The 16443-nt window shown below is 59.6% G+C and carries 16 protein-coding genes; all 16 read left to right on the top strand.

Annotated features, from left to right (window positions below; translation table 11 throughout):
- Nucleotides 1–177: 177 nt before the first annotated feature.
- Nucleotides 178–1104 (top strand): ketoacyl-ACP synthase III, encoded by a 927-nt coding sequence (locus QZR14_RS21870; RefSeq protein WP_007920064.1) that lies wholly within the window; start codon nucleotides 178–180, stop codon nucleotides 1102–1104.
- Between the two features lie 87 nt (nucleotides 1105–1191).
- Nucleotides 1192–2481, top strand: a complete 1290-nt coding sequence (locus QZR14_RS21865; RefSeq protein ID WP_250603734.1) for a motility associated factor glycosyltransferase family protein — start codon at nucleotides 1192–1194, stop codon at nucleotides 2479–2481.
- The gene (locus tag QZR14_RS21860) at nucleotides 2478–2744 is read left to right on the top strand and encodes a hypothetical protein (RefSeq protein ID WP_311997725.1); all 267 of its coding nucleotides are present in this window, start codon (nucleotides 2478–2480) and stop codon (nucleotides 2742–2744) included. Before QZR14_RS21865 ends, QZR14_RS21860 begins: the two co-directional genes overlap by 4 nt.
- A gap of 242 nt (nucleotides 2745–2986) precedes the next feature.
- Complete coding sequence (locus QZR14_RS21855; RefSeq protein WP_007920059.1) at nucleotides 2987–3838, top strand: flagellin domain-containing protein; 852 nt, start codon at nucleotides 2987–2989, stop codon at nucleotides 3836–3838.
- Between the two features lie 73 nt (nucleotides 3839–3911).
- Nucleotides 3912–4268: a flagellar protein FlaG gene (locus QZR14_RS21850; protein ID WP_250603738.1), complete on the top strand. Its 357-nt coding sequence runs from the start codon at nucleotides 3912–3914 to the stop codon at nucleotides 4266–4268.
- An 82-nt stretch (nucleotides 4269–4350) separates the two neighbouring features.
- Entirely contained in the window at nucleotides 4351–5805 is a 1455-nt protein-coding gene (gene fliD, locus QZR14_RS21845) for a flagellar filament capping protein FliD (protein ID WP_250603740.1), read from the top strand.
- 129 nt (nucleotides 5806–5934) lie between these two features.
- Nucleotides 5935–6333, top strand: a complete 399-nt coding sequence (gene fliS, locus QZR14_RS21840; protein WP_095191145.1) for a flagellar export chaperone FliS — start codon at nucleotides 5935–5937, stop codon at nucleotides 6331–6333.
- Nucleotides 6334–6344: 11 nt separating this feature from the next.
- Nucleotides 6345–6641 carry a flagellar protein FliT gene (locus tag QZR14_RS21835; protein WP_250603742.1) on the top strand — a complete coding sequence of 99 codons (297 nt, stop codon included), beginning with the start codon at nucleotides 6345–6347 and terminating at the stop codon, nucleotides 6639–6641.
- 172 nt (nucleotides 6642–6813) lie between these two features.
- Nucleotides 6814–8289, top strand: coding sequence for a sigma-54 dependent transcriptional regulator (locus QZR14_RS21830; protein WP_007920053.1), 1476 nt, complete (start codon nucleotides 6814–6816; stop codon nucleotides 8287–8289).
- Nucleotides 8290–8414: 125 nt separating this feature from the next.
- On the top strand, nucleotides 8415–9608 hold the full coding sequence (locus QZR14_RS21825; RefSeq protein ID WP_250604210.1) for a sensor histidine kinase: 1194 nt from the start codon (nucleotides 8415–8417) through the stop codon (nucleotides 9606–9608).
- A gap of 5 nt (nucleotides 9609–9613) precedes the next feature.
- The gene (locus QZR14_RS21820) at nucleotides 9614–11005 is read left to right on the top strand and encodes a sigma-54-dependent transcriptional regulator (protein ID WP_311997724.1); all 1392 of its coding nucleotides are present in this window, start codon (nucleotides 9614–9616) and stop codon (nucleotides 11003–11005) included.
- Between the two features lie 128 nt (nucleotides 11006–11133).
- Complete coding sequence (gene fliE / locus QZR14_RS21815; protein WP_311997723.1) at nucleotides 11134–11463, top strand: flagellar hook-basal body complex protein FliE; 330 nt, start codon at nucleotides 11134–11136, stop codon at nucleotides 11461–11463.
- Between the two features lie 16 nt (nucleotides 11464–11479).
- The gene (gene fliF, locus QZR14_RS21810) at nucleotides 11480–13267 is read left to right on the top strand and encodes a flagellar basal-body MS-ring/collar protein FliF (RefSeq protein ID WP_311997722.1); all 1788 of its coding nucleotides are present in this window, start codon (nucleotides 11480–11482) and stop codon (nucleotides 13265–13267) included.
- A complete protein-coding gene (fliG, locus tag QZR14_RS21805; RefSeq protein WP_016771079.1) occupies nucleotides 13260–14279 on the top strand; it encodes a flagellar motor switch protein FliG in 1020 nt (339 codons plus the stop codon). Before fliF ends, fliG begins: the two co-directional genes overlap by 8 nt.
- A gap of 4 nt (nucleotides 14280–14283) precedes the next feature.
- Nucleotides 14284–15090 (top strand): flagellar assembly protein FliH, encoded by an 807-nt coding sequence (fliH, locus tag QZR14_RS21800; RefSeq protein WP_311997721.1) that lies wholly within the window; start codon nucleotides 14284–14286, stop codon nucleotides 15088–15090.
- Complete coding sequence (gene fliI / locus QZR14_RS21795) at nucleotides 15080–16438, top strand: flagellar protein export ATPase FliI (RefSeq protein ID WP_116254413.1); 1359 nt, start codon at nucleotides 15080–15082, stop codon at nucleotides 16436–16438. The genes fliH and fliI overlap by 11 nt, the downstream gene beginning before the upstream one ends.
- Nucleotides 16439–16443 lie beyond the last annotated feature (5 nt).

The raw sequence follows: 16443 nt of genomic DNA, 5'->3' as shown, positions 1-16443 counted from the left end.
CGCATCTTCACTGTATTGTATTGATCGGGGAGATGGCGCCTGGCTCGTTTTCGATGCCAGTGATAGCCCTTTGCGCTCCCCGTGGCTGCCCGTTGTGGCGGCCGTTTTCTGTTTGTCGGCGCCCCTCGAAATCCTTGCGAGCGGTGGTCTTGGGCTGTTTTTTATTGGGAAGCCGTAATGATTGGCATAAAAAGCATTGCGAGCTACGTTCCTGTAGCCGGCGTGGACAATTACGCACAAGGTGCAAAATTCGAGAAGGATGAAGAATTCATCCTTGGCAAGATCGGTTCGGCGTTCCTGCCGCGCAAAGACGCTGAACAAGAAACCTCCGATCTGTGCGTGGAAGCGGCCAATGCGCTGTTTGCCAGCAACCCGGATCTGAAACGTGAATCGATCGACGCGTTGATCGTCGTCACCCAGAACGGTGACGAAGAAGGCTTGCCACACACCGCTGCGATCGTGCAGGACAAACTCGGTCTGCCAACCAACGTGGCCGCCTTCGACATTTCCCTGGGCTGCTCCGGTTACGTCTACGGCATTTACGCGATCAAGGGCTTCATGGAAGCCGCCGGCCTGAAGAACGGCCTGCTGATCACCGCTGATCCGTATTCGAAAATCGTCGATCCGGAAGACCGCAACACCACCATGCTGTTTGGCGATGCCGCTACCGCTACGTGGATGGGTGAAGATCCGACCTGGGCGCTGGGCAAGGCCAAGTTCGGTACCGACGGTTCCGGCGCACCGCATTTGAAAGTCACCGATGGCGTGTTCTTCATGAACGGTCGTCAGGTCTTCAACTTCGCCCTGCTCAAAGTCCCGGCGCACTTGCACGAACTGCTGGATGATTCAGGTCTCAAGGCTGACGACATCGATGCGTTCTGCATTCACCAGGGCAGTGCGGCAATTGTCGATGCCGTGGCGCGGCGCTTTGAAGGCGAGCCCGAGAAGTTCATCAAGGACATGGTCGAGACCGGCAATACCGTGTCGTCGAGCATTCCGTTGCTACTGGAAAAACACGTCATCGATTCCGATTGGCAGCGTATTGCGCTGAGCGGTTTTGGTGTCGGTCTGTCGTGGGGCTCGGCGATCATCTATCGCCCTTGAGCCAGAGCAAAAACGGCGGATACAAAAAAAGCGTTCAAGGTTAACCTTGAGCGCTATTTTTTTGCCTGAAACGGAGCGCGAGGCGCCATGAGCGAGTTTTTTCAAGCCAATGCCGAGGTGTTGCAACGGCGCTGGCCGGCGCTGTTCGAGCGACTGATAGCGGAAGACAGTGCGGCCGTCCCTGCTCAACTGGTTGAGGGGCTAGGCTCGACGCTGAGCATCAACGGCATTCAACTCACCAGTCGTCACGATCGCCTCCATGAAGCACAGATTCAGGCGACCAGTCTGCCCGACAAGGCGCAATTGCACGTCTATGGCACCGGCCTCGGCGATTTGCCCGCTGTGCTGCTTGAGCGCGCCGGGCTGCAACGCTTGTACGTGCACATCCTCAATGGCGCGCTGTTTGCGCTGGTGGTGCAACTGCTCGATCAGCGTCAGTGGCTGGAAGATCCGCGCGTTGAGTTGTTCTACGCCGGCGATCATCAAGATTTTTTCACGCCGTTTTTTGCGCTGCCCGCCGAGATGCTGCTGGCCGACGACTTCAATGCGAAGATCCGTGATCGGCTGGTCAATGAAGTCCATCTGGCGTTCAACAATCGCGAATTCGATGCGCAGTCGCCGTTCATTCAGCAGCGCTTGCAGGACTGCCTGCCGGTACTGCTCGGTGATGAAGATGTGGCGCAGTTGTTCGGTACCTGCACCGATCGCGAGATCTACGTGATCGGTACCGGGCCGACTCTGGAGGGGCACTTTGAGCGATTGGCAGCGCTTCGGACCCAGGTTCAGCGCCCGCTGCTCATCTGTGTCGACACGGCGTATCGGCCGTTGATCGAGCACGGGATCGTCCCGGATCTGGTGGTGACCATTGATCAGCGCATCAGCTTCCGTCATCTGCCGTCCGAGGCGTCCGACGGAATTGCGCTGGTGTATCTGCCCATGAGCGATCCCGAAGTTCTGCGGGCCTGGAAGGGCAAGCGCTATGGCGGTTACTCGGCCAGTCCGGTGTACGCCGGGTTGCGTGAACAGCATCCGCGCGCACTGCTGCACGTCGGCGGCAGCGTGATTCATCCGGCGGTGGATCTGGCGGTAAAAATGGGCGCGACCCGCATCACCCTGTTTGGCGCCGATTTCGCCTTCCCGATGAACAAGACTCACGCCGGCTGGAGCGATGGCGATCTGGGGCCGGGGGTTGATCAGGCGCGGCACTGGGTGCGCGACGGGCATGGGCAGCGGGTCAGTACCCAGCTCAACTTCCGTGGTTATCTGTGTGTGCTGGAGCGCTACATCGCTGCGCATCCGCACGTTGAGTTTTTCAACAGCAGCAGGGCAGGCGCGCTGATCGCCGGGACGCAATTCAATCAGGAGTTTGTGCAATGACGGCGATGAAAAAGTGCATCGGTGAATGCCGTCAGTGTGCAGGTCTGTTTCGGCTGGGGCGGGATGTCGAGGCAGCGCTGAGCATGGTCGATGTATTCGAAGGTGCCCAGCAGTTGCTGCTATCGGGGTCTGCGGATGTCCAGCAGAGGTGGGCGCAGGTGCTCTCGCAAATGTTCGATTGTCAGGAGCGCCATGACTGGTTGGGGCTGGCTGATTACATGGAATACGAATTGATCGGGTTGCTGGAAAGTGTACCGGCCTGAGCAGGCCGACAGCACTGGCCCGCAGGTTTGCGCCGCAGTCGGTTTTATGACGTCATTTTTTCGCGGCTGACGTACTGCTAAGTCATTGTTTTCTCGGGGGTGGCAGGGTGATGGCAAATTTTTTTCAAAAAGCCCTCAAGCAACCTGCAAACCCGACGATAACTATTACGAAGGTTCTCTAGGCCATACCCGGCGGTTGCCAGGGCCGGAAGCCGCAGTACCCAACCAACGAGGAATTCGTCATGGCTTTAACAGTAAACACCAACACCACGTCGTTGAACGTTCAGAAGAACCTGAACCGCGCTTCCGACGCTCTGTCGACTTCGATGCAGCGCCTGTCTTCCGGCCTGAAAATCAACAGCGCTAAAGACGACGCCGCTGGCCTGCAGATCTCGAACCGTATGTCCTCGCAGATCCGTGGTAACACCCAAGCCATCCAGAACGCCAACGACGGTATCTCCGTTGCCCAGACCGCTGAAGGCGCTCTGCAAGCTACTACCGACATTCTGCAGCGTATGCGTGAACTGGCTGTTAAAGCACGTAACGGTACCAACGGCACTGCTGACCAGACCGCTACCAACGCTGAATTCGCTCAGATGTCCGACGAGATCACTCGTATCTCGGCTTCGACCAACCTGAACGGCAAAAACCTGCTGGACGGTTCGGCTGGTACTGTGACCCTGCAAGTGGGCGCAAACACCGGTTCGGCTAACCACATCGACCTGGTACTGAGCTCCAAGTTCGACGCAGTAAGCCTGTCGGTAGGTAGCGGTACTCTGTCCCTGACCGGTGCTACCGTAACTGGCGCTTCGCAGAACATCGACAACGCGATCACCGCGATCGACGCTGCAATCGCTGCCATCGGTGCAACCCGCGCCAGCCTGGGTGCTTCGCAAAACCGTCTGACCAGCACCATCCAGAACTTGCAGAACATCACTGAAAACACCACTGCTGCACAAGGTCGCGTACAAGATACCGACTTCGCCGCAGAGACTGCTAACCTGACCAAGCAGCAAACCCTGCAACAGGCTTCGACCTCGGTTCTGGCTCAAGCCAACCAACTGCCTTCCGCTGTACTGAAGCTGCTTCAGTAATTTCGGATCGAGTTTGGGCGGGGGAGTGCGCTGGTCGCGCTCTCTCGCCTTTTTACGTTAAGAGGTGATGGGCATGGACATGAGCGTGAAGCTTAACGTGTCTTATCCGGCTCCCAAGCCAGTAACGCCGGTTGCTGACAAACCGTCAGACACGCCTAAAGTTGCCAAGACTGAAGCGCCGGTCGCTGCGAAGAGTCAGGATTCGGACGACGCCAAATTGAAATTGGCGGTGCAGGAGATCGAAAAGTTTGTCCAGTCGATCAAGCGCAATCTGGAGTTCTCGATCGATGAGCATTCCGGGAAGGTCATCGTCAAGGTGATCGCAAGCGAGACGGGTGAGGTCGTTCGACAGATTCCCTCCGCCGAAGCCTTGAAGCTGGCAGACAGTCTGGCCAATGCCAGTCACGTATTGTTCGACGCGAAAGTCTGATAGCTGGCATGAATAGTGTTTGTTCGTTCCCAAGACGCTGGTAACGGTCAAAAGAATGGCAACAATCTGAAGGGAGATGCACATGGCAAGTCCAATTCTACCGGGTTCCGGACTGGGTTCCGGTCTGGACATCGGCGCGATCGTCACCGCGCTGGTCAACGCCGACAAGTCTGCCAAGCAGACGCAGATCGATTCTGCGACCAAAACCAACACCCTGAAGATTTCCGGTGTCGGTTCGTTGAAGAGTGCGCTGACCGCATTCCAGACGGCGATGACCAACCTGAGCAGCAAGACCAATCCTGCGTTTGCCGGCTTCACGGCGACCTCGGGCAACACGGATATCCTCAGCGCCACGTCCGACAGCACGGCGGTTGCGGGAAAATACAACGTGGTGGTGAACAAGCTGGCCACGGGCTCGAAAATTGCCAGTGCCTCTTTCGCCGGCGGCGCCGCCAGTGCCATTCCGAGTGGTACCCTGAAAATCAGTCAGAATGGCACTGATTACAACGTAGACATTCCGGCCAATGCCACCTTGCAGACTACCCGTGACGCCATCAACAAGGCGCAGGGCAGCAACGGCATTTCCGCCAACATCGTGACCGACAGTTCCGGGTCTTCGCGCCTGGTGATCAGTTCGAGCAAGACCGGCGCAGGTTCTGACATGACCGTCAGCGGTATTGCCGGCCTGGAAATCGATGGTACTCAGCCGATGGGCAGCAGTCCGGCAGCAGGCGCTTCGGGCGCCGTCAACGGCGTTGCGCAAAACGCCGAGCTGACCATCGACGGCCTGACAGTGACCAGCAAGAGCAACACGGTGAGCGGCGCAATCAGCGGTCTGACGCTGAATCTCACGTCGGTCACGCCAACCAATGGCGCACCTACTGTTGTCAGCGTTGATGCCAACACCAAAGGGTTGCAGACATCGATCCAGTCGTTTGTCGACGCTTACAACACGCTGAAGACGACCATCGATACCCTGTCCAAGGCGACACCGGACGAAGATGGCAAGCTGACTGTGCAGGCCGCATTCACGGGCGACTCGCTGCCGCGTTCGCTGATTGCCGATATTCGTAGTCAGTTGACGGCCCCGGGTGCCGGTGGTCCGCTGTCTGTGCTGTCGCAGTTGGGTGTGATGACCGACCGCAACAACGGTAACCTGACCTTTGATACAGCGGCGTTCAACAAGACCATGGATCAGCCGGGCATGACTGGCCAGGTTCAGCAGTTGTTCACCGGAACCAACGACACCAATGGTCTGCTGGCGCGGATGAAAAAGGCGGTTGATCCGTACCTCAATGCTCCGGCGGGCAGTAAGGTTACCAGCGGTTTGCTTGATCAGCGTCTGACCATTCTCAATAACAACACGCGCACCCTCACCAACCAGCAGCTGGCGCTGGACTTGCGTGTCGCCAACCTGACCAAGACGTTGACTGCCAAGTACAACGCCATGGACTTGCTGGTAGGGCAGATGAAGGCTACGGCGAGCAACATTACGTCGTTCTTCAGCTCGCTGAACGCTCAGCAGTCCGCGAAGTAACAGGCGGACACGACAAAAACCCGGCTACGCTTTATCGGCGTGCGCCGGGTTTTTGTCTTTTGATCTAAAGTTCTGTGATTCGTTGGCGATACACTGGTTATACGAGTCATTGTGGCAATGAGGTAGAACATGAATCCGATGTTAGCCCTTCGGCAGTATCAGAAAGTCGGCGCACACGCCCAGACATCCGAGGCGAGCCCGCACCGTCTGGTGCAAATGTTGATGGAAGGTGGACTGGCCCGAATCGCTCAGGCCAAAGGCGCCATCGAGCGCAAGGACATTCCTGGCAAATGCACTTCGATCAGTAAGGCGATCGGCATTGTCAGCGGTCTGCGTGAAGGCCTTGATCTGGAAAACAGCGCAGATACCCTGGCTGATCTGGATGGGTTGTATATCTACATGATGAAGCGTCTCGCCGAGGCGAACATCAGCAGCGACCCGCGCATTCTTGATGAGGTTGCCGGCTTGCTGAGCACGGTCAAGGAAGGCTGGGATGCTATTGCCCCTGTGCCTGCTCCGCAGTTCTGAAGGAGATCGTCATGAGTCTTGTATTGCAGCGAATCGCCGATACCCGAGAAGCGTTGGTCAGTGCCCTGGCCGAGCGCAATTGGGAAGCCATTGGCGAGCTGGATCTGGCTTGCCGTTCCTGCATGGAAGACGTCATGGCTGAGGCTGCACTGGATGAAGTCGCATTGCGCGACAACCTTGAGGAGTTGCTCCACGTCTACAAAGACCTTCTTGAGGTGGCCATGGGTGAGCGGCAAGCGATAGCCAACGAGATGTCGCAGATCACCCAAGCGCAAAAGGCGGCAAAGGTTTACCATCTGTTTGGTTAATTGACCTCCAGTTAATCCAGGCATGTGCGCCATAAATTTGACTGTGCACGGTTTTTTGACTTAACTAGTGGCTGTTTTCAGATTTCAGGCGTCTACAGGCACATGGTGTCCTGCAAGCGTCTCGCTTGCCCCTAATTTCGGGCATTGAGTTGACTAGGGAAGTTGCTATTGCATGTGGCGTGAAACCAAAATTCTGCTGATCGATGACGATAGCGTCCGCCGCCGCGACCTGGCGGTGATTCTAAATTTTCTCGGCGAAGAAAATTTACCCTGCGGCAGCCATGACTGGCAGCAGGCAGTCGGCTCTTTGTCGTCTAGTCGTGAGGTCATTTGCGTACTGATCGGGACCGTTAATGCTCCTGGTGCGCTTTTGGGCTTGTTAAAGACACTCTCGACCTGGGATGAGTTCCTTCCGGTTTTGTTAATGGGCGATAATTCTTCCGTTGACCTGCCTGAAGACCAGCGTCGCCGAGTGCTTTCGACCCTCGAAATGCCACCCAGCTACAGCAAATTGCTCGATTCGCTGCACCGTGCCCAGGTCTATCGCGAGATGTACGACCAGGCTCGCGAGCGCGGGCGTCATCGCGAACCCAACCTGTTCCGCAGCCTCGTCGGCACCAGCCGGGCGATCCAGCACGTGCGGCAGATGATGCAACAAGTGGCCGACACCGACGCCAGCGTGCTGATCCTCGGTGAGTCCGGCACTGGCAAGGAAGTGGTTGCGCGCAACCTGCATTACCATTCCAAGCGCCGCGACGCGCCATTCGTGCCGGTCAACTGCGGGGCGATCCCTGCTGAGCTGCTCGAAAGCGAACTGTTCGGTCACGAGAAGGGCGCCTTCACCGGCGCGATCACCAGCCGTGCGGGCCGTTTCGAACTGGCCAACGGCGGTACGCTGTTCCTCGACGAAATCGGCGACATGCCGCTGCCGATGCAAGTCAAGCTGCTGCGCGTGCTGCAGGAGCGCACCTTCGAGCGCGTGGGCAGCAACAAGACCCAGAGCGTCGATGTGCGCATCATCGCCGCGACCCACAAGAATCTCGAAAGCATGATCGAGATCGGCACCTTCCGCGAAGACCTCTACTATCGCCTGAACGTGTTCCCGATCGAGATGGCGCCGCTGCGTGAGCGCGTCGAAGACATTCCGTTGCTGATGAACGAATTGATTTCGCGCATGGAGCACGAGAAGCGCGGTTCGATCCGCTTCAACTCGGCGGCCATCATGTCGCTGTGCCGTCACGGCTGGCCGGGCAACGTCCGCGAGCTCGCCAACCTGGTGGAGCGCATGGCGATCATGCATCCGTACGGGGTGATCGGCGTGGTCGAACTGCCGAAGAAATTCCGCTACGTCGACGACGAAGACGAGCAGATGGTCGACAGCCTGCGCAGCGATCTCGAAGAGCGCGTGGCGATCAATGGCCATACGCCGGACTTCACCGCCAACGCCATGCTGCCGCCGGAAGGCCTGGACCTCAAAGACTACCTCGGTGGTCTGGAGCAGGGCCTGATTCAGCAGGCGCTGGACGATGCCAATGGCATTGTGGCGCGTGCGGCTGAACGTCTGCGTATCCGTCGCACCACCCTGGTCGAGAAGATGCGCAAGTACGGCATGAGCCGACGCGATGGAGATGAACAGGCGGAGGATTGACGCCTGTTTTTCAACTGCTTCATTTATAAGCAGTTTTTTTTAGGCACGGGTATTGCTACAGCCCTCGCAACGTTCCGTTTAACTGACGGTCAGCCAAGCGAGAAAGCACAATGCCCCACGCCCAGATGTCTTCTGCCTCCAGTCCCGAGGGGCAGCCGTCCTCCGTAGAGCAGGCAAGCCGACAGGGCCTGGAGCAGGCATTCGAGCTGTTCAGCCAGATGTCCAGCCAACTGACGGACTCCTACAGCATGCTTGAAGCGCGGGTGACCGAGCTCAAGGGTGAACTAGCAGTCGTCAGTGCCCAGCGCATGCAGGAGCTGGCGGAAAAGGAACGCTTGGCCAACCGCCTGCAAAACCTCCTTGACCTGTTGCCCGGTGGCGTCATCGTCATCGACGGTCATGGCATGGTGCGCGAAGCCAACCCGGCCGCCACCGAACTGCTCGGCCTGCCGCTTGAGGGCGAGTTGTGGCGCCATGTGATTGCGCGTTGCTTTGCCCCGCGTGAAGACGACGGTCATGAAATTTCCCTGAAAAATGGTCGACGCCTGTCGATTGCCACCCGCTCGCTGGACGCCGAGCCGGGGCAATTGGTGTTGCTCAACGACCTGACAGAAACCCGTCATCTGCAGGATCAACTGGCGCGTCACGAGCGTTTGTCCTCGCTGGGGCGCATGGTCGCTTCGCTGGCCCATCAGATCCGCACGCCGCTGTCCGCCGCTTTGCTCTACGCCAGTCATTTGACTGAGCAGGAATTACCGGTCGCCACCCAGCAGCGTTTCGCCGGGCGACTGAAAGAACGTCTACATGAACTCGAACACCAGGTGCGCGACATGCTGGTGTTCGCTCGCGGTGAGCTGCCGCTGACCGATCGCCTCACCCCGAACACCTTGATGCAGGCACTGCAAGCGGCGGCACTGACGCACGTGCAGGATCTGCCCATCCGCTGGCAGTGCGACAGTCATGCCGGCGAGCTGCTGTGCAACCGCGACACGTTGGTCGGAGCGCTGTTGAACCTGATCGAAAACGCCATTCAGGCCAGTGCCGCCGACGTCCGCCTGAAAGTCCATTGCTACACCCGCGACAACAACCTGCATCTGAGTATCAGCGACAGTGGCAGCGGCATCGAGCCGGCGGTGCTGGCGCGGCTCGGCGAGCCATTTTTTACCACCAAAGTCACCGGCACCGGTCTGGGCCTGACGGTGGTCAAGGCTGTGGCCCGGGCACATCAGGGAGAATTGCGGCTGCGTTCGCGAGTCGGGCGCGGCACATGCGCGCAGGTGATCCTGCCGCTGTTTTCCGCTGTACAGGGAGCTGAGTGAAAGACATGGGCATCAAGGTTTTGCTGGTCGAGGACGACCGCTCGTTGCGCGAGGCGCTGGCCGATACGTTGTTGCTGGCCGGCCACGATTACCACGCGGTCGGTTGCGCTGAAGATGCGCTGACGGCGGTGGCGCGCGAGGCGTTCAGTCTGGTGGTCAGTGACGTCAACATGCCCGGCATGGACGGCCATCAATTGCTCTCCCTGTTGCGGGCCCGTCAACCGCAATTGCCGGTGTTGCTGATGACCGCGCACGGCGCGGTCGAGCGTGCCGTCGATGCAATGCGTCAGGGCGCGGCCGACTATCTGGTCAAACCGTTTGAACCCAAGGCGTTGCTCGATCTGGTGGCGCGGCATGCGCTGGGCAGCATTGGCGCAAGCGACGGCGAAGGTCCGGTGGCGGTCGAGCCGGCCAGTGCGCAATTGCTGGAGTTGGCAGCGCGGGTGGCGCGCAGCGATTCGACAGTGCTGATCTCCGGCGAATCCGGCACCGGTAAAGAAGTGCTGGCGCGCTACATTCACCAGCAATCCCACCGCGCCAGTCAGCCGTTCATTGCGATCAACTGCGCGGCGATCCCGGACAACATGCTCGAAGCCACGTTGTTCGGCCACGAAAAGGGTTCGTTCACCGGCGCCATTGCCGCGCAGGCCGGCAAGTTCGAACAAGCCGACGGCGGTACGCTGTTGCTCGACGAAATCTCCGAAATGCCCCTCGGTCTGCAAGCCAAATTGCTGCGCGTCTTGCAAGAGCGCGAGGTCGAGCGCGTCGGTGCACGTAAACCGATTGCTCTGGATATTCGCGTGGTCGCCACCACCAACCGCGATCTGGCGGGAGAGGTAGCGGCGGGGCGGTTCCGTGAAGACCTTTTTTACCGTCTGTCGGTTTTTCCCCTGGCCTGGCGTCCACTTCGCGAGCGCACTGCCGATATCCTGCCGCTGGCCGAAAGGTTGCTGGCCAAACACGTCAATAAAATGAAGCACGCAGCGGCGAAACTCTCGCCTGAGGCGCAAGTGTGCCTGACCGCTTACCCGTGGCCAGGCAATGTGCGTGAACTGGATAACGCCATTCAGCGTGCGTTGATCTTGCAGCAGGGCGGTTTGATTCAGCCGCAGGATTTCTGTCTGGCGGGTCCCGTGACGTACACCGCGATGCCCGTCGCCGCGCCAGTGTCAGCGGTGCTTCGCGAGGTGGAAATCGAAGCGGATTCGGCCGGCGCCCTGGGCGATGACCTGCGCCGCCGGGAGTTTCAGATGATCATCGATACCCTGCGCGCCGAGCGTGGACGACGCAAGGAAGCCGCAGAAAAGCTCGGCATCAGCCCGCGCACCCTGCGCTACAAACTAGCGCAAATGCGCGATGCCGGGATGGACGTCGAAGGCTATCTGTTCGCCACCTGACGTCTGACGCAACGATTTGAAAATGCTTTTCTGAAAGGGGTGCCCATGAGCTGGCACCCTTGTTGCTAATACCTGTGTACCCGCCGAGTGAGTGTCAAAAAATTGCGGGCCGCCCAAGAGAGTAGACCATGAGCAAAGGTATTGAATTTAATCGGTTGATGACAGACATGAAGGCCATGAAGCTGGATGCCATGTCTGCACCGAAATCGACGACCGCTGTCCCTGAACTGGCGGGCAGCAGCTTTTCCGACATGCTCGGTCAGGCGATCAACAAGGTCAGCGATACCCAGCAGGCGTCGACTCAGTTGGCCAACGCATTTGAAGTGGGCAAGAGCGGCGTCGATCTGACGGACGTGATGATCGCTTCGCAAAAAGCCAGCGTGTCGTTCCAGGCTCTGACCCAGGTGCGCAACAAGCTGGTTCAGGCTTACCAAGACATCATGCAGATGCCGGTTTAAAGGACGAGATTGAGTCATGGCAGAAGCAGTCGCCGATAACGTTCCGGCCAAGGCCACCCCGATAGACGGCAAACCGCCGCTGTTCGGCCTGTCCTTCCTGGAAAACCTCTCCGAGATGACCATGCTGCGTCAGGTGGGCCTGTTGGTCGGCCTGGCTGCGAGCGTGGCGATTGGCTTTGCCGTGGTGCTGTGGTCGCAGCAGCCGGATTACCGTCCGTTGTACGGCAGCCTGGCCGGCATGGACGCCAAACAGGTCATGGACACCCTGGCCTCTGCCGACATTCCTTACACCGTCGAACCGAACTCCGGCGCCTTGCTGGTCAAGGCCGATGATCTGTCGCGCGCGCGCCTCAAGCTCGCAGCCGCTGGTGTCACTCCCAGCGACGGCAACATCGGTTTCGAAATCCTCGACAAGGAACAGGGTCTGGGCACCAGCCAGTTCATGGAAGCGACGCGTTATCGTCGCGGCCTGGAAGGTGAGCTGGCGCGGACCATCTCCAGCCTGAACAACGTCAAGGGTGCCCGCGTGCACCTGGCGATCCCGAAGAGTTCGGTGTTCGTGCGTGATGAACGCAAGCCAAGTGCTTCGGTTCTGGTCGAGCTGTACAGCGGTCGTTCGCTGGAGCCGGGGCAGGTGGTCGCGATCATCAACCTGGTGGCCACCTCCGTTCCTGAATTGAGCAAGTCGCAGATCACCGTCGTCGACCAGAAGGGCAACCTGCTCTCTGATCAGGCGGAAAACTCCGAAATGACCATGGCCGGCAAGCAGTTCGATTACAGCCGTCGCATGGAAAGCATGCTCACTCAACGCGTGCACAACATTCTGCAACCGGTACTGGGCAACGATCGCTACAAGGCTGAAGTCTCGGCCGACGTCGATTTCAGCGCCGTCGAATCGACCGCCGAACAGTTCAATCCGGATCAACCGGCGTTGCGCAGCGAGCAGTCGGTCAACGAACAACGCACCGCCAGCAATGGCCCGCAAGGTGTGCCGGGTGCCCTGAGCAACCAGCCACCGTCGCCGGCCTCGGCACCGCAAACCACTGCTGGCGCCGCAGCGCCGGCCGGCATGATTCAGCCGGGTCAGCCATTGGTGGATGCCAACGGTCAGCAGATCATGGACCCGGCCACCGGCCAGCCGATGCTCGCGCCGTACCCGGCCGACAAGCGTCAACAATCGACCAAGAACTTCGAGCTTGATCGTTCCATCAGCCACACCAAACAGCAGCAGGGTCGCCTGAATCGTCTGTCGGTGTCGGTGGTGGTCGACGATCAGGTCAAGGTCAACGCGGCCAACGGCGAAACCACCCGTGCACCGTGGAGCGCCGACGAATTGGCGCGCTTCACTCGTCTGGTCCAGGACGCGGTCGGTTTCGACGCCAGCCGTGGCGACAGCGTCAGCGTGATCAACATGCCTTTCTCCGCCGAGCGCGGCGAAGTGATTGCCGATATTCCGTTCTACTCCCAGCCATGGTTCTGGGACATCGTCAAACAAGTGCTGGGTGTGCTGTTCATCCTGGTGCTGGTGTTTGGTGTGCTGCGTCCGGTGCTCAATAACATCACCGGCGGCGGCAAAGGCAAGGAGCTGGCCGGTCTGGGCAGCGACGTGGAACTCGGTGGCATGGGCGGCCTGGACGGCGACCTGGCCAACGACCGCGTAAGCCTCGGTGGTCCGCAGAGCATTCTGTTGCCGAGCCCAAGTGAGGGTTATGACGCGCAACTGAATGCAATCAAGAGTCTGGTAGCTGAAGACCCGGGTCGCGTGGCTCAGGTCGTGAAAGAGTGGATTAACGCAGATGAGTGATAACCGAGCCGCTACCGTCAAACTGACCAAGGTCGACAAAGCCGCGATTCTGCTGCTGTCCCTGGGTTCGACCGATGCCGCACAAGTGCTGCGTCACATGGGCCCGAAAGAGGTTCAGCGGGTCGGCGTGGCCATGGCGCAGATGGGCAACGTCCATCGCGAGCAGGTTGAACAGGTGATGAGCGAGTTCGTCGACATCGTCGGCGACCAGACCAGCCTCGGTGTCGGTTCCGACGACTACGTGCGCAAAATGCTCACCCAGGCCCTGGGTGAAGACAAGGCCAACGGCCTGATCGACCGCATCCTGCTCGGCGGCAACACCAGCGGCCTCGACAGCCTGAAGTGGATGGAACCGCGCGCCGTTGCCGACGTGATCCGTTACGAACACCCGCAGATTCAGGCGATCGTGGTCGCGTACCTCGACCCGGATCAGGCCGGTGAAGTGCTTGGCAACTTCGACCACAAGGTGCGTCTGGACATCATCCTGCGCGTGTCATCGTTGAACACCGTGCAGCCAGCAGCATTGAAAGAGCTCAACCAGATTCTCGAGAAGCAGTTCTCCGGCAACTCGAATGCCTCGCGCACCACCCTGGGTGGCATCAAGCGCGCGGCGGACATCATGAACTTCCTCGACAGCTCGATCGAAGGCCAGCTCATGGACTCGATCCGCGAAGTCGACGAAGACCTGTCCGGTCAGATCGAAGACCTCATGTTCGTGTTCAACAACCTCGCCGATGTCGACGACCGTGGCATTCAGGCGTTGCTGCGCGAAGTGTCCTCGGATGTACTGGTACTGGCCCTCAAGGGTTCGGACGAAGGCGTCAAAGAGAAGATCTTCAAGAACATGTCCAAACGTGCCGCCGAACTGTTGCGCGACGACCTCGAGGCCAAAGGTCCGGTGCGCGTCAGCGACGTCGAAACGGCGCAGAAGGAAATCCTCACCATCGCCCGCCGTATGGCCGAAGCCGGAGAAATCGTCCTCGGTGGCAAGGGCGGCGAGGAAATGATCTAAGCCCATGGACAAGCACGACGACGATGTGACGGATCTGATCCGTGCCCGTGATGTCCGTGGTTTCGAATCCTGGGCCATGCCCAGCTTCGACCCGCCGAAGCCGGAACCCGAGCCTGAACCGGAACCTGAACCGCCGGAAATGGAAGAAGTGCCGCTGGAAGAAGTCCAGCCACTGACCCTGGAAGAACTCGAAAGCATCCGTCAGGAGGCTTACAACGAAGGCTTCGGCATCGGCGAGAAAGAAGGTTTTCACAGCGCCACGCTCAAGGTCCGTCAGGAAGCTGAAGTGGCGCTGGCGGCGAAGCTGGCCAGCCTCGAGCAGTTGATGGCGAACCTGTTCGAGCCGATCGCCGAGCAAGACACCCAGATCGAAAAGTCGCTGGTCGACCTCGTGCAGCACATCACCAAACAAGTGATCAAGCGCGAACTGGCCATCGATTCCAGCCAGATCGAACACGTCATGCGCGACGCCCTCAAGCTGTTGCCGCTGGGCGTCGACAACGTGCGCCTGTACGTCAATCCGCAGGACTTCGAACAGGCCAAAGCCCTGCGCGAGCGTCATGAGGAAACCTGGCGCATCGTCGAAGACGAAGCGCTGATGCCCGGCGGTTGCCGCGTGGAAACCGAGCACAGCCGCATCGATGCGAGCATCGAAACCCGCGTTGCTCAGGTCATGGCCAAACTGTTCGATCAATTGCACGAACAGGCTTTGCACCCGGCCGAGGCGGATCTGAGTCTGGACATTCCGGAAGACGTAAAACCGGCGGCCGCACCTGAAGAGCCGCTCGCGGACGACCCCGATGCGCCTTGAACGCACCAGTTTCGCCAAGCGTCTGAGCACTTACGCTGAGGCCACCGAGATTGCCGGCGCGCCGATTCTTGAAGGTCGCCTGCTGCGCATGGTCGGCCTCACCCTCGAAGCCGAAGGCCTGCGCGCCGCCATGGGCACGCGCTGCCTGGTGATCAACGACGACAGCTATCACCCGTCCCAGGTCGAAGCGGAAGTCATGGGGTTTTCCGGCGGCAAAGTCTTCCTGATGCCGGTCGGCAGTGTCGCCGGTATCGCTCCCGGTGCCCGCGTGGTGCCGCTGGCTGAAACCGGCCGCTTGCCGATGGGCATGAGCATGCTCGGGCGCGTCCTCGACGGCGCCGGTCGTGCGCTGGACGGCAAGGGCGGCATGAAGGCCGAAGACTGGGTGCCGATGGACGGCCCGACGATCAACCCGCTCAACCGTGACCCGATCAGCGTGCCGCTGGACGTCGGTATCCGTTGCATCAACGGTTTGCTGACGGTTGGTCGCGGTCAGCGTCTGGGTTTGTTTGCCGGTACCGGTGTCGGTAAGTCGGTGTTGTTGGGCATGATGACCCGCTTCACCGAGGCCGACATTATCGTCGTTGGCCTGATCGGTGAGCGGGGTCGAGAAGTTAAAGAATTCATCGAGCACATCCTCGGTGAAGAAGGCCTCAAGCGTTCCGTAGTTGTCGCCTCGCCGGCGGACGATGCGCCGCTGATGCGTCTGCGCGCCGCCATGTATTGCACGCGAATCGCCGAGTATTTCCGCGACAAGGGCAAGAACGTCCTGCTGCTGATGGATTCGCTGACCCGTTTCGCTCAGGCGCAGCGGGAAATCGCCCTGGCCATCGGCGAACCGCCGGCAACCAAGGGTTATCCGCCCTCGGTGTTCGCCAAGTTGCCGAAACTGGTTGAACGTGCCGGTAACGCGGAGAAGGGCGGTGGTTCGATTACCGCGTTCTACACCGTGCTGTCTGAAGGTGATGACCAGCAGGACCCGATTGCCGACTCGGCCCGAGGCGTACTCGACGGCCACATCGTGTTGTCCCGGCGTCTGGCCGAGGAAGGGCACTATCCGGCCATCGACATCGAAGCGTCGATCAGCCGGGTGATGCCAGCGGTGGTTTCGCCCGAGCACATGCAGCGCGCGCAATACTTCAAACAGTTGTGGTCGCGCTATCAGCAGAGCCGCGATCTGATCAGCGTCGGTGCCTACGTTGCCGGCGGCGACCGCGAGACCGATCTGGCGATTTCCCTGCAACCGCAGTTGGTCCGCTACCAGCGTCAGGGCCTCAACGACAAAATCAACATGGGTGAAAGCCAGGCCTATCTCGAGACCTTGTTCGCCCCTGCGGCGGGCGGGTAACCGGC

The sequence above is a fragment of the Pseudomonas sp. rhizo66 genome, from assembly GCF_031931925.1.
In the GTDB taxonomy this organism is placed as follows: Bacteria; Pseudomonadota; Gammaproteobacteria; order Pseudomonadales; family Pseudomonadaceae; genus Aquipseudomonas.
Note: the sequence above shows the minus strand (reverse complement) of the source record. Positions and strands in the feature narration are given on the sequence as shown.